Source organism: Parapedobacter brassicae, from assembly GCF_051400755.1.
Classification (GTDB): domain Bacteria; phylum Bacteroidota; class Bacteroidia; order Sphingobacteriales; family Sphingobacteriaceae; genus Parapedobacter.
The window spans coordinates 31,145-56,236 of record NZ_JBLFFL010000004.1; the positions used below are offsets into that span (position 1 = coordinate 31,145).

The following is a 25,092-nucleotide window of genomic DNA, read 5'->3' on the forward strand; positions in this document are numbered from 1 at the left end:
TTAACTTAACAAAAATGTAACACCCAAAAAATCAACGGATTGTTTTTCCAAATCGAAACAATGCGTATATTTGCTTTATAGCACGATCCTATGAAGACGAAATTCTTAACCATCCCCAGTGTTATCGAGCGGCACGACAAACCCTTGACACAGCTTACGTCTGCGCTGGCAAAGCGCATCCAATTGTTCGAAGGCAACGCCGGATTCTTGGTGGGCGATTTGGCGTTGACCCAAGGGCACGCCCCCTACCGCAACATCAACAGTTCACCCGCCGATCTGGATTACCAATTATTGGCCAAGGCGGGGTTGCTGTTGGCATCCGGTGCCAAGTCCGGGGAATTGGTCATTACCACGGGCTTCCCTTCTGCGGTATATGAGCTATTCAAACAGCAGGCCGAGCAGTTTTTTGCCGTGCGCGATGTGATCATCGAGTACAACAGCGATACGCTCAATGGCGGTGGTCGCAGCCGTGTGCAGCTTACCATTTCGCACTTGGAGGTGATGTCCGAAATCATGGGGTGCATCAATGCCATCCGCAAAGGCCCTACTGCCGATGATGGCAGTTTCTTTGTCGTCAGTCTGGGATACGGCACGTGCGAAACCGCACTGAGTACCACGGAAGGCCTTGTCGCGCGGACCTGTATGAGCGTACCGGGACTCCGCCATGCCGTCAACACCCTGAACGATGAGCTCAGCGCAAGCTATTACCTATCCATGAAAAACGAGCACGTGGTCAACCAGAGTTTCCAGCGGGGCGACATCGTCATCGGCCGCAAGCGCATGAACCTGTTGAGTGCGCGGAGCAACCACCTAGCCAGCTATTACAACGAAATACTCTCGCCAGCCATGCGGAAGGCATTCTCCGATACGGATTTCGAAAAAGCAAACCGCCTGTACCTGGTCGGCGGCGGTGCATTATATCCCGAATTGGTCAGCCATTTCAAACAAGAGTTCGACGGCATTCTGGACGTCATCGTACCCGAGGGCGCAGATAACTTCGCCGCCTTAGGTTACTACCTGCGCTCAGCGCTGTGGTGTGGTCCCAACCACGCAGAGCGTGCGGTGGGACTGGACATTGGCAATGCCTATACCGCCGTTTCCACACACGATACCGAAAAACCGGCAAAACAAAAAGAAGTGGTTCCGGAATCGGCCTTTTTAGAAGAGTAACATTATCCCTGATTAACCAGTCGTGATTTAAAGACCACCTCGACTGGGTCCGGGCGGGTGGTGGCATTGATCAGTTCAAACAGCAATTCTGCCGCTTTCCTACCTTGATCGCCGGGAAATTGCTCGATGGAAGCCATGGGCGGGTTTTCCATATATTTCCAGAGCGGGTAATTGGCATAGCTGATAAAAAACAGGTCCTGATTAAGCACCAAACCCCTTTGGCGGGCAGTTTTCATCACGTCCAACGCCACGTAATCATTGAACGATACCACCGCAGACGGTCTATCGGACAATGCCAACAACTGCAAAATGGCCGCTTCGTTGCCTTCCGAGGTGAGGTCGGTATTGACGATATATTCCTCCTTAAACGGGATATTGCATGCAAGCAGGCCCTTGATATACGCTTTCTTCCGTTCGATGCTGGCGGGCAGCAATTCCGGCCCGTTGATGAGCGAAATAGCATTGTGCCCGCAGGAAACGAAAACATCGATCGCTTCGAGCATGCCGGTTTCGAGACTGCTTACCACTTTATTGATGTTATCCGTATCCGGCACACAGTCAAAGAAAACAACCGGTATACCCGCACTTTCCAACAGTTCGATAAACCCATAGTCCTGCGTGTTTTTGCCGATAGACATCAGTACACCATCCACCCGGTGGGCCTTCAAGGTCTGCAAGATGCGAAGTTCGCGGTCGGCATCATCCAGCGACTGCCCCATGATGACCGTAAAATTATTCTCACTGGCTACATTTTCGATCTCGCTGATGGCCGCCGAAAAAAAAGGCTCCGACAGGCTGGGCAGCACCACCCCTATGGTAAAAGTCTTGCGTTGCTTAAAAAAAATGGCGGTCTGGTTAGGTTCATAGTTCAGCTCCTCTGCAACTTTCTTGACACGCATCGTGGTCACCAATCCGATACTGGGATGGTTGTTCAATGCCCTTGAAACGGTCGAAGGTGAGATCTTCAGCCGTTTTGCAATCTCCTTTATCGTCGTCGGTTTTCCTTCCTTCATCGGGAGTACGTATTATATGTCGGTGTCGCTGCTAAGCAAGCGCAATATAATAAATTAACTGAATTTTTTATGGTACTTTTGCCCTCGCCGGACAGGCTTGCTCATTCGCCGCAAGGGCTCGTTACTTTCCTTGATGAAAGTAACCAAAATCAAGGCTGTGGAGGCTACGTTGCAGCCGATTTGCAAAGCATCCACGGCGCGTCTTGCAGCCGCTTCGCTTCGGCAATCCGCTGATTTACCGCGAATACGGGCGATACTGCACATGCTTTGCTGCTCGCTGTTGCCGTATCCCCCAAGGCCGGTCCTGCTCCGATGAAACCCCGTAAGGCGGGTAGCCCGCCCTTGAATGCCTGCAGAGAACCTCCGTTTAGCGTAAAATGCCACCTTGGCAACCCATCCTCCTCCAACCCGGCCCGTAATTCAGGCAGTTGCAGACGAAGCCTCGGAGGCGGAAGCGAAGCGAACCGGATCCCAGCTGAGGAGCAACCGCCGCATCCATCCCTTCCTAACCTGATTCAGGCGGTTTGCAGACGAAGCCTAGGAGACGGAGCGAAGCGAACCGGATCCCAGCTGAGGAGCAACCGCCGCATCCATCCCTTCCTAACTCCTTCAGTGATTCAGGCGGTTTGCAGACGAAGCCTAGGAGACGGAAGCGAAGCGAACCGGATCCCAGCTGAGGAGCAACCGCCTGAATCACCTTTCACCTCATATTCCGGTCAAAAACAAACATGCCCCTAACCCCACGTTTATCCAATGCCCGGTTGATGTGGGTATCGACGTGGCCTGTGCGGCCCACTCGGGCTTGCAGGCTTGTATCGTCTGGCGAAAAACTGCCATGTTGCATATGGTAAAGCGCCTCCGCAAGCATATCTTCCCCGGTATCGCCGAAGTCGCGCGTGAGGTCATCAAACATCACCTTATCCACCTCCATGCCCGAGAAGTAGTCGCCCTCCCCGGCCGCGTTGAACGTCTGGAATGAAACCGCATACAGATCTACCCCCAGGATATTCCACGCAAAATAGCCCACAGGCTTGCCATACGTAGCCTGTTCGCCAATCAGCTTTATGTCCATATACGGCTTCAGGTTGTTGATCAGCAGTTCGCTGGCCGAGGCCGTCCCCCCTGTCACCAAAAAATAAATCCGGTCCAGATCCAGTGTGTTGGTCTTATTAAAATTGAGCGGTGGAAACAAGTCAGACCAATCGTCTGATTCGGCCAGTGTCCGGTTGATCTTGTTCGTATACATCAGGCGGCCGTCTGCTGACGGCGGCGCCAGCAAATTGGACAGATACTCTGCCGTAACCACCGCGCCACCCCCGTTATAGCGCAAGTCTACGATCAATTCCTCTACGCCCGCAGCCTCAAACTGTGCCGCCAACTGATCCAACTGCCCCTTCATATAGGTTGAGTTGCCACGTTCATCAATGGTCGATACAAACATATCAAACGCGAAATACCCCACTTTTTTACTACCCACTGTGTATATTTCCCGTGCCAGGATCGGCTGCAGCTGATAGCTTCCCCTATTGACACTTAGCGATACTTCCCCGCCATCCGGCTTCCGCAAAACCAAGTTTATGCTGGTGCCATCCAGCGCGTCGTAGAGAAACGCGAAATTATCCTGCTCCATGGAGGCCAGTGCCAGATCAGCGTTGCCATTGATTTGCAGAATCCGCCATCCCCTCCTGATCCCACTGATATACGCCGGCGAGCCGGGATCTACCTTCTTCACGTACAGTTCTGTGTCGTTGTTATAGCGCACATCAAACCCAAAGCTGCCCGCCAATCCCTGTTGTATTTCGGTGTTTACGGTACCCCAGCGGTCCAGAAAACTGAACCGGTCAAAAGGATTCCCCTGTTCATCGCGCGCATAACCCTTCAAGGCCTCCAATACGGCATCTGCCGAATTATAGCGACTGGTATTGCCGCGCACATCAGCAAACCAATCGGGCAGGTCCTCCTGCCACAGGTAAAACCCATACGTATACAGGTAGACCGAGTCTTTCAACAAGTCCTCATTCGTGTCGGCGCGCTCGGGCCGATCGAGCTGAGGCATCACGGTGTCGCGACCGCAGCCCACCAACACACTGCCGACCAGCAGTACAGCAAAAAATCTTAAGGTCATCCTGTTCATGTTCTAATGATCTATAACGTTTAGGTTGAGGCCGATGGTGCGTCCCAGAACAACGTTGCGTCGATGCAATCAATCCCCGGGGCCGTGGCACCCTTGGCATGGATATACAGTACATCCTGCGCCGTTAGCCGATTGTCCGCCAACAAAAAATCCAGCGGCTCCAGCTGCTTCTTTAGCAGTTCCTCTCGGAAATACACCTTCATCACCTTGTCCAGCCCATTCCATTCCACCTGTCGCAACTTGTTCAGCTGCATCGTCGGGTTTCCATCGGTCAAGATCAGCAGCAGCTTCTCCTCCCGGTGCAGGGTCTGCATCAATTCCAGCATGGGTTTGTACAGCAACAGCTTCAGTGGCAACTGTGCTGTCAAGTGCAGGCGCTCAAACTGCTCGCTGTACTTCCGGTCAATGCCAAATGCATCGGCCGCCCGCTCGAAGAGTCCCGCTTCACCATGGTGTTCGTAAGCCATCTTGAAAAAAGCGGTCAAGTCGCCCGCCGGAGGCACCGTCTCGGTATATTCAAGTAAGTTGGCAAACAGATAATACACTTGCAGCAAATAATCCCTTTTGGGGAAAAGCACCCCATCCAGCCCAAATATCACCGCTTTTTTGTCTGCATCGATATCCGCGTATGTCAGCATATTGTTTTGAATCATAAAAGCGGCGATGGTTTAATGCTATCGTGTTCGTTTAGCGGAATCATTGAGATCGTTCACTAAGTTAATCGGCTATGCAGCACAATGCCCATTCATCACCCGCGTCTGATGGTGTAAAAATACCGTTTGGGAACAGCGCCAGCGGAAGTTGCCGTGGCGGGTTTTCGATGATGACGAGCGATTCCAGCTCGATCAGGTCAGGCGTCGCCACCGCGATGCCATATTCGGCAAAGAGCGGCTTGGCTTCGGCCAAGGGGTAGCATTCGTCCGCGCCGAGGGGAACCAGCAACGTCACCCCCCTATCCAGGCAAATTTTGAGCATTTCGTGTACAAAGGCGGACGCAGCACTCCGCGGGATCGATAGGTAGGTCTCCGTGCGCAGCAGCACCTCGGGCACGTCATCCGCCGAGCCAAATACCACCGGTTGCCCGGCAGGGAGCAACCTGGCCACCCGCTGTGCAAGCGGCCGTGTACCATAAGTGATCAGCACCTTGCCAAGTGTTTCCGGCGCCGTCATTCGATCAGTCCATCTTTGATGTGCACGATGCGGTCGGCGATGTTGGCCAACTCCTCATTGTGCGTCACCACCACAAACGTTTGATTCAGCTGATTGCGCAGTTCCACGAATAGCTGGTGCAGGGCGGCAGCGTTTTCCGAATCCAGGTTGCCCGATGGTTCATCCGCCAGCACAATAGCCGGATCGTTTATCAAAGCGCGCGCTACGGCCACCCGCTGTTGCTCACCGCCCGACAGCTGGCCCGGCTTGTGATCCTGGCGGTGATCCACGCCCAGCAGCGCCAGCAGTTCAGCGGCCCTGCGTTCCGCCGCAGCCCTGTTCACCCGTTTGATAAAGGCGGGGATGCATACATTCTCCAGTGCCGTAAACTCGGGCAGCAGGTGGTGGAATTGAAACACAAATCCGATATGTTCATTGCGGAAAGCACTTAGCCGCGTGGCATTGAGTGTGCCGATGTCCGTGCCATTGATGACCACCGTGCCCTGGTCGGGCCGGTCCAGCGTACCCACGATATGCAGCAGCGTGCTTTTACCGGCACCGGATGCCCCCACGAGGCTGACGATCTCGCCTTTGGCCACATGCAGGTCCACCCCTTTCAGGATTGGCAATGCGCCATACGATTTGAATATACCCGATGCGTGTAACATGGTCGCTAAGGTAGGGAATTTCGAATCAATACGGAAGATGGAAGAAAAACGTACTACCCAGCCCCGGCTCGCTTTCCAAGCCAATGGTACCGCCCTGTGTGGTGATAAAATCCTTGCTAATGGCCAGACCAAGGCCCGTGCCCGATTTATTGCTTCCCGGAATCTGGAAATACCGATCAAAGATGCGCTCCTTATACCGAGGCGCTATTCCTTTTCCGACATCCTGCACAGAAAATTTCAAGGACTTGCCGGCTTTTTCCAACGCGATAATGACCGTTCCATTATCCGGAGAGTACCGTATGGCGTTCGTGATGAAATTGGTCAGTACCCATGCGGTTTTCTCCGCATCGATCGTGATCCATGGTAAGTCCGTATCGACCCTGGTGACGAGCTCAATCTGACGTTGGCTCGCCTGGGTCTTGGTTGCACCAAGGGCATATTCCAGTATCCGGATCGGATCGCTTAGCTGTTTATTCAGTTGTATATTACCACTTTCCAGCTGCGACATGTTGAGCAGTTCGCTGGTGATCTTCAGCAGCCGTTCACTATCTTCCTTGATGCTGTCGAGCAGCTGCCGCTGTTCGTCATTCAGCCCTCCCGTGGCTTGGTGGTCTAACAGATCGAGACTCATCTTAATGGAAGAAATAGGGGTCTTCAGCTCATGAGAAACGGTGGCGATGAAATTGGTTTTCGCCGAATCGAGCTCCTTGAATGGCGTGATATTCCGCAATAAAATGACCGAACCGATGTGTTGGGTGGTCAATTCTCCGGTGGGTGTGATATTGATGTCGATAACTTCTTTCTCGAAATAGCTTTGTTTGGCATCTGCAAATATTTTGATGGGTCCATTCGTCCTATCGATTTCTCCCGTTGAACCAACGAGATCTTTGATGAGCATTCGGATCAGGTCGTTATGTACGGCGATGTCCTGAATCTGCCAACCCAATAAATCGGCGCGCTTCATTCCGCTTATTTTGAGCGCTTCATCATTGACGAATATAATTTTTTTGTCTTCGTCGATACCGATCACCGGATCATGCATGTTATTGATCAGCGTGTCGATGCGTTTCTTTTCCATCAATAGTTTCGCGAGCCTGCTGTTGGCGTACTCCTCCAGTTTCTGTGCCATTGTGTTGAATGATTTGGCCAATTCCCCGAATTCATTGTGGCTTTCGAAGTGTACCCGTTGTGTATAATTCTGGGCAGCGATCTGTTTGATGCTTTCCGTCAGTTCCTTAATTGGATCGGCAATGTTACCCGGCAGGTTGACAAGCAGGATAAAAGCAATAAGGAAACAGAATGTGCCCGTCACCGATATCCAAATGGTGGCGGACTCCGCTGTCTCCCTGGCCACTTCACTTTTTCGCACAATGGCTTCCATATTCAGCCGCATCAATTCCGCAATGTCGCCACGTAGGCTCACCCGGATGATACTGTCCTTGGGGTCACTTTTCAAGGAATTGAAGTCGGCCACCAGCTTTTGGGTAATCTCTTGCTCACCGATCTCCGTTTCGTTGCGCATCTGTTGCTGGAGGTTCGTTTCAAAACGGGACAAGGCACGCGGATCCGCATCCAACTCATCCAGTGCAAGCAGCATATTTCTGGCGTACTCCAAGGTATTATAATTGGCCGTAAGAATATTATTGGTGTCTTTCTTAAGGCTATTCACATAATACGTACTGACCCCCGCCAGGAGAATAATGAGGGCAAACAGTAGCCCGACACCGAATGTCAGTTTCGCTTTCGTCTTCATGACAGGATGATTAAATCAATATCGGCAGATGTGAGTTTTTTGAGCAATGTATTGAATACGCCCGTTGAAAGTATCACCCGGAACAACTTCAACTTTGGTTTGCCAATACAGACCGTGGTGATGTTCATTTTAACGGCCTCTTCCATGATGCCCGTAGGTATACTGCTGTGCTGCAGCTGAATGACTTTACCTCCAAATTCGGTAGCCAATTTAAAGTTATTGATCAGCTGGCGCTGTTTATCCAGGGCGATCTTGTCCAGCCTTTCCCTTGGCGTCTGTACATACAGCACAAACCACTCCCCGCTGTAGTAACCTGCGAGCCTTGCCGTTTTCCGGATCACATTCTTGGCCTTTGCGGCATCGCTGCCGATACAGGCCATGAACCGTTCGTGCTTCAGGGCAACGCTTTTATGCACCTCAGTATCTACTTTACGCACCACGTGGCCCGCCACCTCCTTCAGCGCCAGCTCTCGGAGCTGCAGGATGTGATCACTCTTGAAAAAATTATCCAGAGCCGCTTGGATCTTGTCCGCCCGGTAGATCTTTCCCTCTTTCAGGCGGGTGATCAGGTCTTCCGCGGTCAGGTCGATATTGACGATTTCATCTGCCATGGCGACGACCTTATCCGGTATACGCTCCCTGACCTCGATGCCGGTGATGGCCCGAACCTCCTCATTGAGGCTTTCGATGTGCTGGATGTTGACGGCACTGATCACGTTGATGCCTGCTTCCAGTATCTCCAGCACATCATGCCAGCGTTTTTCGTTTTTGCTACCCTCGATGTTGGTATGCGCCAGTTCATCCACGATGACCACCTCGGGCCGCAGGCTGATCACGGCCTGTACATCCAGCTCGGTCAGCTGCTTCCCTTTGTAGAAAATCTCCCGCCGGGGGATGAGGGGCAACCCCTCCAACAGCACGGCGGTCTCCACGCGATCGTGCGTTTCGATGTAACCGATTTTCACGTCGATGCCGTTCCGCAGCAAGGTATGCGCCTCTTGGAGCATGCGGTACGTCTTGCCTACCCCGGCGCTCATACCGATGTAAACCTTAAATTTACCCAACCTCGATCGCTTGATCAGGTTGAGAAAATGTTCCGCCGTTTTTCTGTCTTCTGGCATCATATGATGATCCTAAGGTTTATTGCCTACCCCATCCATGGATTATCCCAAAGGTAGCGTTTTCTGCCTTTGGGAATCCATGGTGTTGTACCGTGACCAAACACATCAAAAAGCAACGGCGAGTGCTGTCACCGCCATGACATTGTTAGCGGTGGGCGCACCATCGCGCTTAATGAACAGCTCATCTTTGCTGCTCAGGTGACGTACCTCCGCGCGCCATACCACGTTTGGCAATAGCTGGCAATCCGCATTCAGGGAATAACCCCACGTGCGGAAACCGTTTGCAGTGCCCGTGGCAATGATGACCCCCTGTTTGTCCTGGTAATATTCGCCCCGGGCCGTCAGGCTGAATGTCTCCGTAGGTGAATACCGCGCAATCAGCACGGGCGCATACCACGTATTGTAATCCCGACTACTCTTTTCCTGCTGCTCCGCTCCGATATCGAACCCTGCCGTGATGCCGAACAGGTCAATTACTTGGTAGCTGACATACAAGTTATGGAAATAACGCATCTGACGGGCACTATCCGGTTTATCGCTGCCAATAAACGAACTGCTGTTCAACGTCACCTTGTCGCTTGGTTTGTAGGTGAGCTGATGACCGAAGGCTGGCGTGGTATTGCCATCCACACGCTGGATGCGCTGCCATCCGTTCAGCACCAGACCGCTTATGAACCAGTTTCCGCTTGGAGAGGTATAGGAGATCTTGGCACCGGTCTCAAAATACGGAGAGTTATCTGCCAGCAGACTGCGGGTTAATGTCCAGTTGTCTTTCCCTATGGCGCTTTCAAAGCCAATATGGGAAGGGAATAAACCCGCATCGATCCACAAATCATGCTTCCTCGAGATCTTTACGCCCACGTTGGCCTCATAGAGGTTTTTCAGCACACCCGGTTCCGCTGCGTAATTGGCATTCATATATGTTCCTGCCGCAACGGCCAGATTGGCCCTTACGTTTTCGGTGCCATAATTCGCTTTCATAAACGCCAAGTTGATATTCACCTCATTGGTGCGGCTATGGCTGTATACAAATCCCGGACGGGTATTGGTTAGCGGGCGGTTGAAATCTTGCAGATAGTACGCCTCCGCATAACCACTGATGGTCAACGGATTTTTTTCTTCTTCCAGGTGCTTTTCTTGTGCAAATAGGATTCCTGTGCCTCCCAGCAGCATGGCTGAGAGGATCAATTGCTTCTTCATCTTCTTTTTATTATGGTTAACTTATCTTTTACTATTTCAGTTCATCCAGTGTCTTATTGAGTTGCAAGACGTGGACCTTTTCGGGACCGAACAATCCCCAGAGCGGTTTTTCCGTGTGCCGGGCAATGAGCTCGTCCAGTGTTGACTCATCGATACCGCGGATGTTGGCAATGCGCTTGACCTGTACCTTTGCTGCCTGTACCGAAATGTGCGGATCCAGTCCACTACCGCTTGCCGTCACCAGATCCACCGGAATTTCGGATTTGTCGATCCCCGGATTGTGAGCCAGAAAGGTATCTATCCTTGCTCGTACTTCTGCAAGGTATTCTTCGTTAGAAGGGCCTTTATTGCTGCCTCCAGAACCGGCGGCATTGTAGCCCACAGCTGAGGGGCGGGACCAGAAATAACGGTCTTCCGTAAAAGATTGCCCGATGTTGCTATAGTATGTCTTGCCGCCGTGTTCAATGATCGCTCCTTTGCCATTATTGGGTGCGAACTGCGCGATGCCCCAAACGACGAGCGGATAGATCACCGCAAAGAACACGATGGTGACGATGGTCAGCTTGATGGCCGGTAAAAGATGTGTTTTCATTGTCTTTGGTTTTAAATAAATAAGGATACCATGATGTCTATCAGTTTAATTCCCACGAAGGGAACTGCCACGCCGCCTAAACCATAGATTAGCAGGTTCCTCCGCAGCAAGGCGGACGCACCGATGGGTTTGTAGGCAACGCCTTTCAGCGCCAGCGGAATCAATAGCGGAATGATAAGGGCGTTGAAGATCACCGCCGACAGGATGGCGCTCTGAGGGCTGCCAAGGTGCATGACATTCAGTCCCTGCAATGCGGGGATAGCCGTGATAAACAGTGCCGGAATGATGGCAAAATATTTCGCCACATCGTTGGCGATGCTGAATGTGGTCAGTGTTCCACGGGTCATCAGGAGCTGTTTGCCTATTTCGACCACCTCAATCAGCTTGGTCGGGTCATTATCCAGGTCTACCATGTTGCCCGCCTCTTTGGCCGCCTGCGTGCCGCTATTCATTGCCACGCCGACATCCGCCTGGGCAAGGGCGGGGGCATCATTCGTACCATCGCCCATCATCGCCACCAGCCTACCCTCAGCCTGCTCCTTTTTGATGTAATTCATTTTGTCCTCGGGTTTGGCTTCGGCAATGAAATCATCCACCCCCGCTTTATCGGCAATGTATTTGGCGGTCAGCGGATTATCACCCGTGACCATCACCGTCTTGATGCCCATTTTGCGCAACCGCTCAAAGCGTTCGTGGATACCCGGTTTGATGATGTCCTGCAATTCAATGACACCCAACGCCTCACCATTTTCAGCGACGACCAAGGGCGTACCGCCGTTGCTGGAGATTGATTTCACCCGTTCTTCGATTTCTCCCGGAAAATGATATCCTGATTTTTCAACTATATTTTTAATGGCATCGGTTGCGCCCTTGCGGATGCGGGTATTTTCAAAGTCGATTCCCGAACTCCTGGTTTCCGCCGAGAATTTCACAAACCGGGGGGCTTTTATTTCATAGCTCAACGGGTTGATCCCGGCGAGTTCGATAATGGATTTCCCCTCCGGCGTATCATCGCTCATGGAACCCAGCACCGCCGCCCGGATAAACTGATTTTCATTGATGTCGCTGACTGGATAGAAGTTCGTTGCCTTCCGGTTGCCGATGGTAATAGTCCCGGTCTTGTCCAGCAGCAATACGTCAATATCCCCCGCGGTTTCCACGGCCTTACCGGATTTCGTGATCACGTTGGCCCGCAGGGCCCTGTCCATCCCGGCAATGCCAATGGCGGAAAGCAGGCCACCGATGGTGGTTGGGATCAGGCAGACGAACAGGGAAATAAAAGCGGCAATGGTAATGGGCGTATTGGCGTAGTCCGCAAAGGGCTTGAGCGTCACGCAAACAATGATGAACACCAGCGTAAAGCCTGCCAGCAGAATGGTCAGCGCGATTTCATTCGGGGTTTTCTGGCGGCTTGCCCCCTCTACCAGCGCAATCATCTTATCCAAAAAACTTTCACCGGGGTGCGTGGTCACCTGTACCAGGATCTTGTCTGATAGCACCTTCGTGCCGCCCGTTACCGAACTTTTGTCACCCCCGGCTTCCCGGATTACTGGTGCCGATTCACCTGTGATGGCGCTTTCGTCAATGGTTGCCAGCCCTTCGATGATCTCACCATCCGAAGGGATCACATCGCCGGATTCGCAGACAAACACATCGCCCTTTTTCAACTGAGATGATGGCACGGTCTGCCCGTTCCGCAGTCGCGCAGGGGTTTCCTCCCGGGTCTTCCGCAAGCTATCTGCCTGTGCCTTGCCCCTTGCTTCAGCAATCGCCTCCGCAAAATTGGCAAACAACAGGGTGAGCAGCAGGATGAGGAATACCGTGAAGTTATATCCGAAACTGCCCTGTGATGTTTCCCCTGCCAATGTCCACAGGGAGACGATCAGCATCACCGCTGTTCCGATTTCCACCGTGAACATCACCGGGTTGCGGAATAGCAGTTTCGGATGGAGTTTCACCACAGCTTGTCTCAATGCGGTTTTCACCAAGTCTTTCTGAAACAGTGATCTATTGTTCGATTTCATTTTGTTACGTATTTATTTCATGGAAAAATATTCGGCTATCGGGCCCAGGGCCAGCGCCGGGAAGAATGCCAAAGCCGCCACGATGGCTATGACCGCAAATACCATCAGCCCGAAGGTAGAGGTATCGGTCTTCAATGTACCTGCACCTTCAGGGATGTACTTTTTACCGGCCAGCAATCCGGCTATCGCGACGGGACCGATGATGGGCAGAAACCGACCCAGGATCAGGACAAATCCGGTCGTGATGTTCCACCACGGGTTATTATCGCCCAACCCTTCAAACCCACTGCCATTATTGGCAGAAGAAGAGGTATATTCATAGAGGATTTCGCTGAACCCATGGAAACCGGGATTATTCAGCGTAGAAGCGCCCTGCCCCGGAAACCAGGTGGCCAAGGCGGTCCCCACCAATATCAGAAAGGGGTGAAGTAGGGCCACGATCATGGCGATCTTCATCTCGCGCGCTTCAATTTTTTTACCTAGGAATTCGGGCGTGCGGCCTACCATCAGGCCGCTGATAAATACCGCCAAGATAATGAAGATGAAAAAGTTGAGCAGACCCACGCCGCACCCACCATAAAAGGCATTGATCATCATGGCCAGCAACTCATTCATACCCGAAAGGGCCATGGTGCTGTCGTGCATGGCATTGACCGAACCCGTGGAAATGACCGTAGTGACGATGCTCCAGAAACCGGATGCGGGGGCTCCTAGCCGTATTTCCTTCCCTTCCATTGCACCGAGTGAGTTGTCAATGCCCATCGCGGCGATGGCCGGGTTGCCGCCTGTTTCCATGTGGATGTTGGGAATGGCGAGGATCAAGAATCCAACGGTCATTACGCCGAAGATCATCCACGATAATTTCCTTCTATTGATAAAATACCCGAACGCAAAAATCATCGCCAGCGGGACAATCAACTGCCCGATCATTTCGGTGATATTGGTCAGGTAGGTAGGGTTTTCGAACGGGTGTGCCGAGTTCACCCCGAAGAAGCCGCCGCCATTGGTACCGACGTGCTTGATGGCGATAAAAGCTGCGGCCGGGCCCCTGGATACGTCGACCGTATCGCCCTGTAATGTGATTATGGTGTCCTTGCCCTCGAAGGTCATCGGCGTACCTTGGAATACCAGGATGACCGCGATAACAACGGAAACCGGCAATAATATGCGCGTGCAAGATTTGATCAGGAAGTCATAGAAATTTCCCAATGCCTCGGTTGTCTTATCCCGAAAAGCCCTGAATAAGACCACCGCCGCGGCCATACCGGTTCCGGCGCTGACAAACTGGAGAAACATCAGCCAGTACTGGCCAAAATAGCTTAGACCGGTTTCGCCTGAATAATGTTGCAGGTTGCAGTTTACAACGAAGGAAATGACCGTATTGAATGCGAGATCTGCCGACATATTCGGGTTATTGTCGGGATTCAACGGTAGCCAGCCCTGTGTCATTAGGATGACCATGCCCAGTAAAAACCAAACCATATTGATGGTCAATAGCGCTATCATGTGCTCCTTCCAATTCATTTCTCTGGAAACATCGATGCCACTTATTTTGTAAAAGAGCCGTTCAAACGGATTGAATACCGGATCGAGCAGGGTTTTGTTCCCTCCGTAAACCTTAGCGATGTATTTGCCGAAAGGGATTGCCAAGGCAATGGAAGCGGCAAACATGCATACGACCCCAAGTAGTGCTGTGTTCATGTTGTTTAAAATTTTTCGGGTTTCAGCAATACGTAAACGATATACACGAATACGGCAATTGCCACGATGAATAATGCTGTCATGTTAGCTATTTTAATTTTCCAGTATGGTTTTGAGGTAAGCGTGTTTTATTTCCTTAGGGAATAATTCCAGGTGCTTTTTCAGACTAGCTGGGGTATCGTCCGAAGCAAGGACGCAGAGGAACTCGTTTTCGATGGCGTTCCTGTCATGCAACGACCCGTTCATGTAAAGCAGGTTCACGACTTTAATGGCTTCGACGGCACTCACCCGCTCGTCAATGCTGCCATGTATCTTTTCCAGGCAGTAATCAGCCACCTTCTGTAATGCCTCATAATCACTTAATCCGTCTTTTCCAATCAGGACGGAGGGTATCCATTCTTTTAAGGTTTTGATGATTTTTGTTTCCATGATGTTAAATTTTTTCAAAAAAGGCGATGGCCTTAAAAAAGAGGGCAAAACATGCAAGCCCTACAAGTGTTAAAATTGCGATAAGCATAAAATCTGTTGAATAATGATTAATAATCCGGATTGAAACACCTATTACAATGATGGAGAGGAAGAAATACATTAAACTATTGAAAGGTTTGATACGCTGACGGAATTTTACCAGCTTCCTCAATTCCTGCATGGTATACTTCCTACCCACCGTTCACCTATTTGATGTCCGGTTTTGGTATACATATACGGAATAGAGATTAGCCGGCATCTGTTCCCGGAGCTGTACCCATTCCCATTGGCTACACGCGTTACGCAACCCATTGAAGGAGCGCACAAATACATTGGCGATGATATCTCTCACCCTATCATTGCCCCGGCCGTACAACCACCCAACCAGTTTCATGCAACGTACGACCTTGGCGAGTTTCTTTTCTTGCATCATATCCCGCATATAGGTAGCCACGATTTGCATAGCACCGGCAACGTTATCCTTAGCAGTAAGGTGAACGATTTCATCTTTAACCTCAGGAAGTTCACTTTCGATGATGGACGAAAGTTCATTTTGATTTATTGTTTCCATATGACTATTACGATTTGATATCCCTTGTGCCAAAGACATACCAAAGCCACCCAAACAGATAGCAACCTATTGAAATTTAGAAACTTATGTGTTTAGGCAAGTTTTAAATGAAAGAAATAGCCTATCATTTTGATAAGCTTTTTCTTAATATGGAAGGGTGTGCGTCAAAGTTTATATTCTTCTATTTTGCGGTAAAGCGTGGCAATACCGATTTCAAGCAGCCGAGCGGCCTCGGCTTTATTGCCTTGCGTGTAGTTGAGCACTTTCTGGATGTGCAGCTTTTCTGCGCTGGCCATGGAAAAAGCGGATAGGGGTTTTCCGGTCGACGGTATTGCGTGGAGTAGTTCGTAAGGCAGGTCATTCACGTCGAGTACATTGCCCTCAGCGAGGATAACACTCCGCTCGATGACGTTCTTCAATTCCCGGATATTCCCTTTCCATGGATGAGGTTTCAATGCCTGAATATAACCATCGGCGAGCATAATCGATGGTTTGTTTATCCGGGAGGCGGACACGCGTGCGAAACTATCGGCTAGCAATCCAATGTCCTCGGGCCGTTCCCTGAGCGGGGGCAGGGAGATCGTGAATACCGAAAGCCGATAGTACAGATCGCTCCTAAAACGACCTTCCGCTATTTCCTCCGGCAGGCCCCGGTTGGTCGCGGCAACGATACGGACATCCACCCGGGTGGGCACGGTCTCGCCTACCCGCATGAATTCTCCCGTTTCCAATACGCGCAGCAACTTGGCTTGCAGTTCAATGGCCATTTCGCCTATTTCGTCAAGGAAAATGGTGCCGGTATTCGCCTCTTCGAAAAGTCCTTTTTTATCTCTCGTGGCACCGGTAAACGCCCCTTCCCGATGGCCAAATAACTCGCTCTCCAACAGCTCTTTTGAAAAAGTAGCGCAATTCAGTGCAACAAAGGGTTTTATTTTTCTCGTGCTGGCATGGTGGATCGCCTGTGCAAAAACCTCTTTACCGGTACCGGTTTCTCCCAGTAGCAACACGGTCGTATTTGTCGGGGCAACTTTTTTTCCCAATTCGACGGCTGCCAAGAGTTTTTTTGATTTGCCTAGTATATTGTCAAACGCATATTTCTTGCCTACCTGCTGTTCCAATTGGTATACCCGCTTGGCGAGCTGCACTTTCTCCAGTGCTCGATTGATCAGCGGGATGATCTTGTTATTGTCATCCCCTTTAGTGATGTAATCAAATGCGCCGTTCTTGATGGCCTGTACACCATCGGGAATATTGCCATAAGCCGTCAGGAGGATCGTTTCGGCCAGGGGTTGCATCTCTTTAATCTCGCCGATGAAATCAATGCCGCGGCCATCTGGCAGTTTTACGTCGCAGATGATGACATCAAATTCGGCTTTGGCCAGTTTTTGGCGAGCAGCTTTCAGGCTATCCGATTGTTCGACCTCGAAACCCTCCCCCTGTATCCCAATGATCCGCGCCATCAGGTTTCTCAGTTTCGTTTCGTCGTCTATGAGTAGCACACGTCTTGCCATGCTGGTCTATTGAATTATGCGTACAAAGGTATCGATAACCGGAATGCATATGCCCACGTTTCCAAAAAAAACTGGCGTGTACACACGCAGCCTGCGTGCGACACCTGTACCCTTCCGTTTTTTGGATGTTTCGCTTGACCGTTCCCGATTAAAACCCTACTTTTACGCCAAATTTTTCGCAAATGAACATTCACGAATATCAAGGCAAACAAATACTGAAAAGTTTCGGTGTGCAGGTGCAAGAAGGCATCGTAGCCGAAACGCCTGAACAGGCTGTAGCAGCAGCCAAAAAGCTGAAGGAAGACTACAATTCCGACTGGGTGGTGGTGAAAGCCCAGATCCATGCCGGGGGCCGCGGCAAAGGCGGCGGTGTCAAACTGGCCAAGAACCTCGATGAGGTCAAGCAACGCGCTACGGACATCATCGGCATGCAGCTGGTCACCCCGCAAACCGGCCCCGAAGGCAAGAAGGTCAACAAGGTATTGATTGCGCAGGATGTTTACTACCCCGGCGAAAGCGAAACCAAGGAATTTTACATGAGCGTGCTGCTCGACCGCGCACGCGGCCGCAACATCGTCATGTACTCGACCGAAGGGGGGATGGATATCGAGGAAGTGGCCGAAAAAACGCCGCACCTGATCTTCAAGGAAGAAATCGACCCCAAAGTGGGATTACAAGGGTTTCAGGCGCGAAAAATCGCCTTCAACCTCGGCTTGAGCGGCGCCGCATTCAAGGACATGACGAAGTTTGTGGCTGCCTTATACAAAGCCTACGAGACGACCGATTCTTCGATGTTCGAGATTAACCCCGTATTGAAAACATCAGATGATAAGATCCTAGCGGTGGATGCCAAGGTGAACCTGGATGAAAACGGTCTGTTCCGCCATCCAGATTATGCAGCCATGCGCGATGTGGCCGAAGAAGACCCTACGGAAGTGGAAGCGGGTGAATCCAACCTCAACTACGTGAAGCTCGATGGCAACGTAGGCTGTATGGTCAATGGCGCCGGACTGGCCATGGCCACGATGGACATCATCAAGCTGGCAGGCGGCGAACCGGCCAACTTCCTGGATGTGGGCGGCACGGCCAATGCACAGACGGTAAAGGCCGGGTTCAACATCATCCTGAAAGATCCCAACGTGAAGGCCATCTTGATCAACATTTTCGGCGGTATCGTGCGTTGCGACCGTGTAGCGCAGGGGGTTATCGACGCCTATCAGGAAATCGGCAACATCCCCGTGCCCATTATCGTGCGCCTGCAAGGCACCAATGCCGAAGAGGCCAAGCGGTTGATCGACGAATCCGGACTGGAGGTATATTCCGCGATTCTGCTCAAAGAAGCCGCCGATCTGGTCAGCAAAGTGTTATCGTAGGATTGACGATTTTTAGATTTAGATTTAACATACAGTCAAAAAACCTCCAGTCCGTTGGAGGTTTTTTGCTTTCCATACAGCGACATGACAGCAGCCGTTATCCATTGGAGTACTTCTCCGGAGATCACTAAACTCTTTGGTGTATTTCCGCTCACGTATTACGGCTTGCTCTTTGCCGGAGGCATCGGCTTGGCGTATTATGTAATGTCGCGGATCTACCGTCGAGAGCATATCGCCAACGAACATTTTGAGCGGCTGACGGTGTACGTGGTGCTCGGCACCCTCATCGGCGCACGGCTCGGTCATTTCCTCTTCTATCAGCCCGAATACTTCTGGAAGGCTCCCCTTGAAATCTTGCTGCCGATTGACGAGGTAAACGGATCGTACCGGTTCGTGGGCTACCGGGGCTTAGCGAGCCATGGAGGGGCCATCGGCATCCTTATCGCTGTGATCTTATACTGCCGCAAAACCAAGCTGGATTTTCTATGGGTAGCCGATCGGCTGGCGGTCGTTGCCCCCCTTACCGGTGCGTTTATCCGCATGGGCAATTTCATGAACTCCGAAATCATCGGTAAGCCCACAGGCACCGACTACGGTGTGGTATTTCAATTGGTGGACAGCGTCCCGCGCCATCCGGCGCAGCTTTACGAAGCCGCGGCCTACCTGTTGATCTTTACCATCATGATCGCCCTTTATCGGACGTCCAAAAAAGCCGACGGCTTTATTTTCGGAATATTTTTAATCTTGCTGTTTTCGGCCCGGTTCAGCATTGAGTTTTTCAAGGAAGAACAGGTTGCCTTTGAACAAGGGATGGCGCTCAACATGGGTCAATGGCTGAGCATACCGCTGGTCCTGACAGGCCTTGCGCTGGCACTACTCAAAAAACAGCAGGCGACAATCGCGAACTAACAACATCACTATACGCTATACGCAATACGATAACATGAAACATACACGTATAAAAGACTTATTGAATGCCACGGAATATGGCCAGCAGGTGACGGTCAAAGGGTGGGTAAAAACCTTTCGAAACAACCAGTTCATCGCCATCAACGACGGTTCCACGCTGGGCAATATCCAGGCGGTGGTTGATTTCAGCCGCACCGATGAAGCCCTGCTGAGGCGGATCACTACCGGCGCGGCGGTGGCGATTACCGGACCGCTGGTCGAATCCCTGGGCAAAGGGCAGCGTGTGGAGGTCAAGGTGGAAACATTGGAGATCCTCGGCGACAGCGACCCCGAGAAATTCCCCCTGCAGCCCAAAAAGCACAGCCTCGAATTTCTCCGCGAAATTGCGCACCTACGTTTCCGCACCAATACGTTTAATGCCATATTCAAGGTGCGCAATGCGCTCTCCTTCGCTGTTCACCAGTTTTTTTACGAGCGTGGTTTTGTTTACATGCACACGCCCATCATCACCGGTTCGGATGCCGAGGGTGCGGGCGAGATGTTCAAGGTGACCACCCTGGACTTCGATGGTACACCGCGCCATCCCGATGGTTCGGTAGACTACCGGGAAGATTTTTTCGGTAAGCAGACCAACCTTACGGTCTCCGGGCAGCTGGAAGGTGAACTCGCCGCTATGGCCCTGGGCAACATCTATACCTTCGGCCCTACTTTCCGTGCGGAAAACTCCAACACCACGCGCCATCTGGCCGAATTTTGGATGATCGAGCCCGAAATGGCTTTTTACGAGCTGGAAGACAACATGGACCTCGCTGAGGAGCTTCTCAAGTCCGTCATCCGCTATGCCCTCGATCATTGTCCGGATGAAATTGAATTCCTCAAAAACAGGCTGCTCGAAGAAGAAAAAAGCAAACCCCAAAACGAACGCTCGGAAATGGACCTGGTGTCCAAGCTCCACTTCTGTCTGGATAACCGATTTGAGCGGCTTACGTACACGGAAGCCATTGACATCCTGCACCAAAGCAAGCCCAACCAAAAGAAACAATTCAAATACCTCATCGAAGGCTGGGGGGCTGACCTGCAATCCGAACACGAGCGTTATCTCGTCGAAAAACACTTCAAGAAGCCCGTCATCCTATCGGACTATCCTGCCGATATCAAGGCCTTCTACATGCGGCAGAACGAGCCGGATGAGCTGGGTCGCCGCACGGTGCGTGCCATGGACATCCTCTTTCCAGGCATCGGAGAGATGGTGGGCGGCTCGCAGCGCGAGGAGCGACTCGACAGGCTGGTCAACCGCATGGAAGAGATGCATGTACCTGCGGAAGAGCTGGATTGGTACTTGGATACCCGCCGGTTCGGGACGGCACCGCACGCCGGATTTGGCCTGGGCTTCGAGCGCTTGGTCTTGTTTGTCACCGGCATGACCAACATCCGGGATGTCATCCCTTTCCCGCGGACGCCAAACAACGCGGCGTTTTAAGTGTTGGTGAACGGTGGTTGGTGATGGGTGAACGGTAATGGGTGGTTAGTGTTTAGTTAAAATACATGTTACTACGTATATACGAAGAGAATCCGAATCCAAAGGCTATCCAGCAGGTAGTGGATGTGTTGCACCGGGGCGGGCTGATCATCTACCCTACCGACACGGTATACGGCCTCGGCTGCGACATCAATAACCACAAAGCCATCGAGCGGGTGTGTGAACTCCGGGGCATCAAACCCGAAAAGGCCAATCTTTCCTTTGTTTGCTATGACCTCACGGATATCGCCCAGTATACCAAGCCATTCGATACCGCTACGTTCCGCCTTTTGAAAAAGGCACTTCCAGGACCTTTCACGTTCGTCTTCAACGCCAGCGGCCAGGTACCCAAGCTATTGAGCTCGAAGAAAAAGACGGTGGGTATCCGGGTGCCTGACAACCTGATCGCCCGTGAAATCGTGCACCAACTGGGCAATCCAATCGTATCGGCGTCTATCCATGACGAAGACGAGATCATCGAATACTCCACCGACCCGGAACTCATCTATGAAAAATACGGTGATCTGGTAGATATCGTTATTGACGGCGGATACGGGGGTAATATTGCTTCAACGGTGGTCGACACTACTGACGGTGATTTCGAAATTATCCGCGAAGGCAAAGGGGATTTAAGCTTGTTTTTGTAACTTAGCGCCTCGATTGATTGAATGTACTGCGGTTTATCCGTAAATCATTTCCTTAAACCCTATTTTTAGTTCAGATGCGCAAACAAATCAAGCAGTTTTTCGAGGCGGACTCCGCAAGTGGTATTACCTTGCTCATTTTTCTGATTATTTCCCTCATCATCGCCAATTCGCCCCTTGGTTCGGACTTTGAGTCGTTACTAGAGCGGCATATCGGCTTTGAAACCGACAAGATACACCTCAACTTCAGCGTATTGCACTGGATCAACGACGGTTTGATGGCGGTATTTTTCCTCATGGTCGGTATCGAGATCAAGCAAGAGCTTGCCCACGGACAACTCTCATCTGCCAAGAAAGCGTCGCTCCCTTTCTTTGCCGCTTTGGGCGGCATGATGGTACCAGCGGGCATCTACGTATTGTTCAACGCAGGCACGGAAACCAATGAGGGCTGGGGTATCCCCATGGCCACTGACATCGCCTTTGCCATCGGTATTCTCTCCATCCTAGGCAAGCGCGTGCCCGTGGCGCTGAAAGTATTCCTTACTGCACTGGCCATTGTCGATGATCTAGGTGCCATTCTCGTTATCGCGATATTCTATACAACGGATCTCGAAGCCAGCTATTTACTGTATGCTCTGGGCTTGTTTGCACTACTGATGTTCATCAACCGGATGGGCGTCAAGTCCCTGTGGTTTTACCTAATCCCCGGCCTGTTTATCTGGTATTTCATTCACCACTCCGGTATCCATGCCACCATTGCGGGCGTGCTTACCGCGTTTGCCATTCCGATCAAAGGTAAAACCGACCATTCGCCGATCCAGGCGGTCGAACACGCCATCAGTAGACCCGTCAATTTTCTCATCATGCCCTTATTTGCGCTGGCCAATACCAATATCCGGTTTGAAAGCGGCATGGTTGAGGGACTAGCCAGTCCGCTCGGGTTGGGCATCATCGCCGGGCTGTTCATCGGCAAACCTCTGGGCATTACGCTGCTTTCCTGGATTTCCGTCAAACTTGGATTAAGTGAGCTACCCAAGGGCACCAAGTGGTTGCAGATCCTGTCCATCGGCCTCATGGGGGGTATCGGATTCACGATGTCTATTTTCATTGCGCTCCTGTCATTCACCGATGTATATCACCAAACAGAAGCCAAGTTTGCAATTCTCGTAGCCTCGGCCCTTTCGGGTACTATCGGCTACATCATTCTGAAGAAGCAAGGAAAAAAGTATGTTACTTGACATCAGCTACGCCATTAACTCGTTTTCTTCGCCTTACCCCCCATCTCGAAGACCAACTTCCCGCCATTCATGATATCGGCATGCTTCAGCGTATAGCCTTTCACGGGCTTGCCGTTGAGCGATACCTGCTGCACGTACACGTTCTCGGTGCTTTGGTTCACCGCTTCCACCGTGAAGGTCTTTCCGTTTTCCAGATTTATCGTGGCCGACTGCACCAGTGGGCTGCCCAGCCAGTATTCATCCGAACCCGGGGATACAGGATAGAAGCCTAGGCTGCTGAAGAGGTACCACGCACTCATCTGCCCGCAGTCGTCGTTGCCGCCGAGGCCGTCCGGCCCATTGTGGTATTGGTTTTCGAGGATCATGCGCACCTTTTCCTGGGTCTTCCAAGCTTCGCCCGTGAGGTGATACAGGTATGCCACGTGGTGGGCAGGTTCGTTGCCGTGTACGTAGTTGCCGATGATGCCCTCGCGGGTAATATCTTCTGTATGGGCAAAAAACTCATCCGGCAAGTGCATGGTAAAAAGCGAGTCGAGGTAGCGCGACAGGCGCTTCTTGCCACCCATCACCTCCATCAATCCAGCGGGATTATGTGGCACATACAGGCTATAGTTCCAGGTATTGCCCTCGATAAAGCCCTGCCCATGCGTTTCCAGCACGTCAAACTTCGCACGGAAGGTACCATCGGCATGGCGCGGGCGCATGAAGCCGATCGCGGGGTCGTACATATTGCGCCAGTTTTCCGAGCGCTTGGCGAAGACGTCATACACATCCTGCTTGCCGAGGTGCTTGGCTAATTGGGCGATGCACCAGTCGTCATACGCATATTCTAGGGTATTGGATACCGACGTGCCGTTCGCTTCATCGGGGATATATCCCCGGTCGATGTATTCGCCGATGCCCTCATACCGGCGGTAATTGGCCGTGGCCACGCAGGCTTCCAACGCTGCTTGAGCATCGCCCTTATACACTCCTTTGATGATGGCGTCCGCGATGACCGACACACTGTGGTAGCCGCTCATGCACCAATTGTCATTAGCATAGTGCGACCAGATGGGCAGCATCTTCAAGGTGCTCTGGTCATAGTGCGCCATCATCGAGGCCACGATATCCGCGTTGCGTGACGGGTTGATGATATTCAGGTACGGATGGAAGGCGCGAAAGGTATCCCATAGGGAAAACGAGGTGTAGTTCGTAAAACCATCGGCGGTATGCACCTCATAGTCTAGCCCCTTGTATTGCCCGTTCACATCCGTGTACACCGTGGGCATCAGCGCCGCGTGGTACATGGCCGTATAAAAATTTACATAGTCTGCTTCCGTAGGCAGCTTCGCTTCAATGCGCTGCAGCTCCTGCTCCCACAGTCCCTGCCCCTCCCGCTTGACGCGATCGAAGTCCCAATGCGGTATCTCCTCTTCCATATTCGCCAAGGCATTGCTCATGCTCACCGGAGACAGCGCCAGCTTCACCAGCACTTGTTCGCCTGCTGTCACATCAAAGTCGAAGTGCATGCGCAGTTGCCTTCCCGCGATGTCGGGGAAATTGTCCGTCTGGTCAAACTTGCGCCAAAATCCCCGATATACAGGGGTTTCCTCGAAGTTCCTGCTACCGTAGGATCTGAACGGCTTCGAAAACGACATGGCAAAATAGACCGTCCGCGTACGTGCCCAGCCGTTGGTCTGCCGGTAGCCTGTAACGGTGCTATCGTTGAGCACCCGCACCACGGTCCACACATTCTTATCCGCATAGTTGTAGATGCCATGCATCAAGTCCATTATGATGTGCGCACTATCCTCGTTGGCAAAGGTATAACGGTGCAAACCCGTACGCGTGGTGGTAGTCAACTCCGCGAGGATATCCTCGTCGTCCAGCTTCACGCGGTAATAATTCGCTTCGGCCACCTCGTTGGCATGTTGGTAAGCCGAACGGAAGCCCTCCTCCGGAGCGTCGGCCACGCCGGGGTTGAGCCGAAGCTTTCCCGCGGTAGGCACGATGAGGAAGTCGCCGAGATCGGAGTGACCCGTGCCGCTGAAATGCGTATGGCTGAAGCCCACGATCGTGGGATCCTGATATTGGTAGCCCGCGCAGTACGTATACACCTCGGGGTTATACTGGCCGTCCACCGCATAGGGGATGGTATCCGTATCCGGGCTGAGCTGCACCGCCCCGAAGGGTACCGTCGCTCCCGGAAACGTGTGGCCCATCTTGGCGGTGCCGATCAGCGGCTGCACATACTGCACCAAGCTATCCTGCTGGGCAGCGGCAAAGCCTGAAGGCATCAGTGCCAGCAGTACCGCTGCCAGACGTGCCAGACGCATATATCGCATATCACCT

The 25,092-nt window shown here is 51.9% G+C and carries 24 protein-coding genes; 6 read left to right on the forward strand and 18 right to left on the reverse strand.

Features of this window, described 5'->3' with window-relative positions; genetic code table 11:
* Positions 1 to 90: 90 nt before the first annotated feature.
* On the forward strand, positions 91 to 1,170 hold the full coding sequence (locus ACMGDE_RS12600) for a ParM/StbA family protein (protein ID WP_436833158.1): 1,080 nt from the start codon (positions 91 to 93) through the stop codon (positions 1,168 to 1,170).
* Between the two features lie 2 nt (positions 1,171 to 1,172).
* Here ACMGDE_RS12600 and ACMGDE_RS12605 read toward each other — a convergent pair whose 3' ends face one another.
* The 17 genes from ACMGDE_RS12605 to ACMGDE_RS12685 all read right to left on the reverse strand — a co-directional run bounded on the left by ACMGDE_RS12605 (position 1,173) and on the right by ACMGDE_RS12685 (position 17,075).
* Positions 1,173 to 2,183, reverse strand: coding sequence for a LacI family DNA-binding transcriptional regulator (locus ACMGDE_RS12605; RefSeq protein ID WP_436833159.1), 1,011 nt, complete (start codon positions 2,181 to 2,183; stop codon positions 1,173 to 1,175).
* Positions 2,184 to 2,347: 164 nt separating this feature from the next.
* On the reverse strand, positions 2,348 to 2,575 hold the full coding sequence (locus tag ACMGDE_RS12610; protein ID WP_436833160.1) for a hypothetical protein: 228 nt from the start codon (positions 2,573 to 2,575) through the stop codon (positions 2,348 to 2,350).
* A 308-nt stretch (positions 2,576 to 2,883) separates the two neighbouring features.
* A complete protein-coding gene (locus ACMGDE_RS12615; RefSeq protein ID WP_436833161.1) occupies positions 2,884 to 4,308 on the reverse strand; it encodes a S41 family peptidase in 1,425 nt (474 codons plus the stop codon).
* A gap of 29 nt (positions 4,309 to 4,337) precedes the next feature.
* Positions 4,338 to 4,970 carry an HAD family hydrolase gene (locus ACMGDE_RS12620; RefSeq protein WP_436833162.1) on the reverse strand — a complete coding sequence of 211 codons (633 nt, stop codon included), beginning with the start codon at positions 4,968 to 4,970 and terminating at the stop codon, positions 4,338 to 4,340.
* Between the two features lie 64 nt (positions 4,971 to 5,034).
* Complete coding sequence (locus ACMGDE_RS12625; protein WP_436833163.1) at positions 5,035 to 5,487, reverse strand: hypothetical protein; 453 nt, start codon at positions 5,485 to 5,487, stop codon at positions 5,035 to 5,037.
* Positions 5,484 to 6,134 carry an ABC transporter ATP-binding protein gene (locus tag ACMGDE_RS12630; RefSeq protein ID WP_436833164.1) on the reverse strand — a complete coding sequence of 217 codons (651 nt, stop codon included), beginning with the start codon at positions 6,132 to 6,134 and terminating at the stop codon, positions 5,484 to 5,486. The genes ACMGDE_RS12625 and ACMGDE_RS12630 overlap by 4 nt, the downstream gene beginning before the upstream one ends.
* 25 nt (positions 6,135 to 6,159) lie before the next feature.
* The gene (locus ACMGDE_RS12635; RefSeq protein WP_436833165.1) at positions 6,160 to 7,887 is read right to left on the reverse strand and encodes a HAMP domain-containing sensor histidine kinase; all 1,728 of its coding nucleotides are present in this window, start codon (positions 7,885 to 7,887) and stop codon (positions 6,160 to 6,162) included.
* Positions 7,884 to 9,008 carry a sensor protein KdpD gene (locus ACMGDE_RS12640; protein ID WP_436833166.1) on the reverse strand — a complete coding sequence of 375 codons (1,125 nt, stop codon included), beginning with the start codon at positions 9,006 to 9,008 and terminating at the stop codon, positions 7,884 to 7,886. Before ACMGDE_RS12640 ends, ACMGDE_RS12635 begins: the two co-directional genes overlap by 4 nt.
* A gap of 105 nt (positions 9,009 to 9,113) precedes the next feature.
* On the reverse strand, positions 9,114 to 10,208 hold the full coding sequence (locus tag ACMGDE_RS12645) for a porin (protein ID WP_436833167.1): 1,095 nt from the start codon (positions 10,206 to 10,208) through the stop codon (positions 9,114 to 9,116).
* Between the two features lie 31 nt (positions 10,209 to 10,239).
* The gene (locus tag ACMGDE_RS12650) at positions 10,240 to 10,800 is read right to left on the reverse strand and encodes a K(+)-transporting ATPase subunit C (RefSeq protein WP_436833168.1); all 561 of its coding nucleotides are present in this window, start codon (positions 10,798 to 10,800) and stop codon (positions 10,240 to 10,242) included.
* An 11-nt stretch (positions 10,801 to 10,811) separates the two neighbouring features.
* Entirely contained in the window at positions 10,812 to 12,824 is a 2,013-nt protein-coding gene (gene kdpB, locus ACMGDE_RS12655; protein WP_436833169.1) for a potassium-transporting ATPase subunit KdpB, read from the reverse strand.
* A gap of 12 nt (positions 12,825 to 12,836) precedes the next feature.
* Positions 12,837 to 14,525: a potassium-transporting ATPase subunit KdpA gene (gene kdpA / locus ACMGDE_RS12660; RefSeq protein ID WP_436833170.1), complete on the reverse strand. Its 1,689-nt coding sequence runs from the start codon at positions 14,523 to 14,525 to the stop codon at positions 12,837 to 12,839.
* Between the two features lie 5 nt (positions 14,526 to 14,530).
* A complete protein-coding gene (locus tag ACMGDE_RS12665; RefSeq protein ID WP_436833455.1) occupies positions 14,531 to 14,608 on the reverse strand; it encodes a potassium-transporting ATPase subunit F in 78 nt (25 codons plus the stop codon).
* 10 nt (positions 14,609 to 14,618) lie between these two features.
* The gene (locus tag ACMGDE_RS12670) at positions 14,619 to 14,954 is read right to left on the reverse strand and encodes a DUF7674 family protein (RefSeq protein WP_436833171.1); all 336 of its coding nucleotides are present in this window, start codon (positions 14,952 to 14,954) and stop codon (positions 14,619 to 14,621) included.
* A gap of 4 nt (positions 14,955 to 14,958) precedes the next feature.
* Positions 14,959 to 15,192: a hypothetical protein gene (locus ACMGDE_RS12675; RefSeq protein WP_436833172.1), complete on the reverse strand. Its 234-nt coding sequence runs from the start codon at positions 15,190 to 15,192 to the stop codon at positions 14,959 to 14,961.
* 3 nt (positions 15,193 to 15,195) lie between these two features.
* Positions 15,196 to 15,564, reverse strand: coding sequence for a DUF7674 family protein (locus ACMGDE_RS12680; protein ID WP_436833173.1), 369 nt, complete (start codon positions 15,562 to 15,564; stop codon positions 15,196 to 15,198).
* A gap of 164 nt (positions 15,565 to 15,728) precedes the next feature.
* Positions 15,729 to 17,075: a sigma-54-dependent transcriptional regulator gene (locus ACMGDE_RS12685; protein ID WP_436833174.1), complete on the reverse strand. Its 1,347-nt coding sequence runs from the start codon at positions 17,073 to 17,075 to the stop codon at positions 15,729 to 15,731.
* Between the two features lie 182 nt (positions 17,076 to 17,257).
* Between ACMGDE_RS12685 and sucC the strand changes: the two genes are divergently transcribed.
* The 5 genes from sucC (at position 17,258) to nhaA (ending at position 22,758) form a co-directional block, all read left to right on the forward strand.
* Complete coding sequence (gene sucC, locus ACMGDE_RS12690) at positions 17,258 to 18,448, forward strand: ADP-forming succinate--CoA ligase subunit beta (RefSeq protein WP_436833175.1); 1,191 nt, start codon at positions 17,258 to 17,260, stop codon at positions 18,446 to 18,448.
* An 84-nt stretch (positions 18,449 to 18,532) separates the two neighbouring features.
* Positions 18,533 to 19,357, forward strand: a complete 825-nt coding sequence (gene lgt / locus ACMGDE_RS12695; RefSeq protein ID WP_436833176.1) for a prolipoprotein diacylglyceryl transferase — start codon at positions 18,533 to 18,535, stop codon at positions 19,355 to 19,357.
* 34 nt (positions 19,358 to 19,391) lie between these two features.
* Positions 19,392 to 20,837 carry an asparagine--tRNA ligase gene (gene asnS / locus ACMGDE_RS12700; RefSeq protein ID WP_436833177.1) on the forward strand — a complete coding sequence of 482 codons (1,446 nt, stop codon included), beginning with the start codon at positions 19,392 to 19,394 and terminating at the stop codon, positions 20,835 to 20,837.
* Positions 20,838 to 20,902: 65 nt separating this feature from the next.
* Positions 20,903 to 21,523: an L-threonylcarbamoyladenylate synthase gene (locus ACMGDE_RS12705; protein WP_436833178.1), complete on the forward strand. Its 621-nt coding sequence runs from the start codon at positions 20,903 to 20,905 to the stop codon at positions 21,521 to 21,523.
* Positions 21,524 to 21,597: 74 nt separating this feature from the next.
* The gene (gene nhaA, locus ACMGDE_RS12710) at positions 21,598 to 22,758 is read left to right on the forward strand and encodes a Na+/H+ antiporter NhaA (RefSeq protein WP_436833179.1); all 1,161 of its coding nucleotides are present in this window, start codon (positions 21,598 to 21,600) and stop codon (positions 22,756 to 22,758) included.
* Between the two features lie 14 nt (positions 22,759 to 22,772).
* On the opposite strand, the gene ACMGDE_RS12715 is transcribed toward nhaA, so the two are convergent.
* On the reverse strand, positions 22,773 to 25,076 hold the full coding sequence (locus tag ACMGDE_RS12715; protein ID WP_436833180.1) for a GH92 family glycosyl hydrolase: 2,304 nt from the start codon (positions 25,074 to 25,076) through the stop codon (positions 22,773 to 22,775).
* Positions 25,077 to 25,092 lie beyond the last annotated feature (16 nt).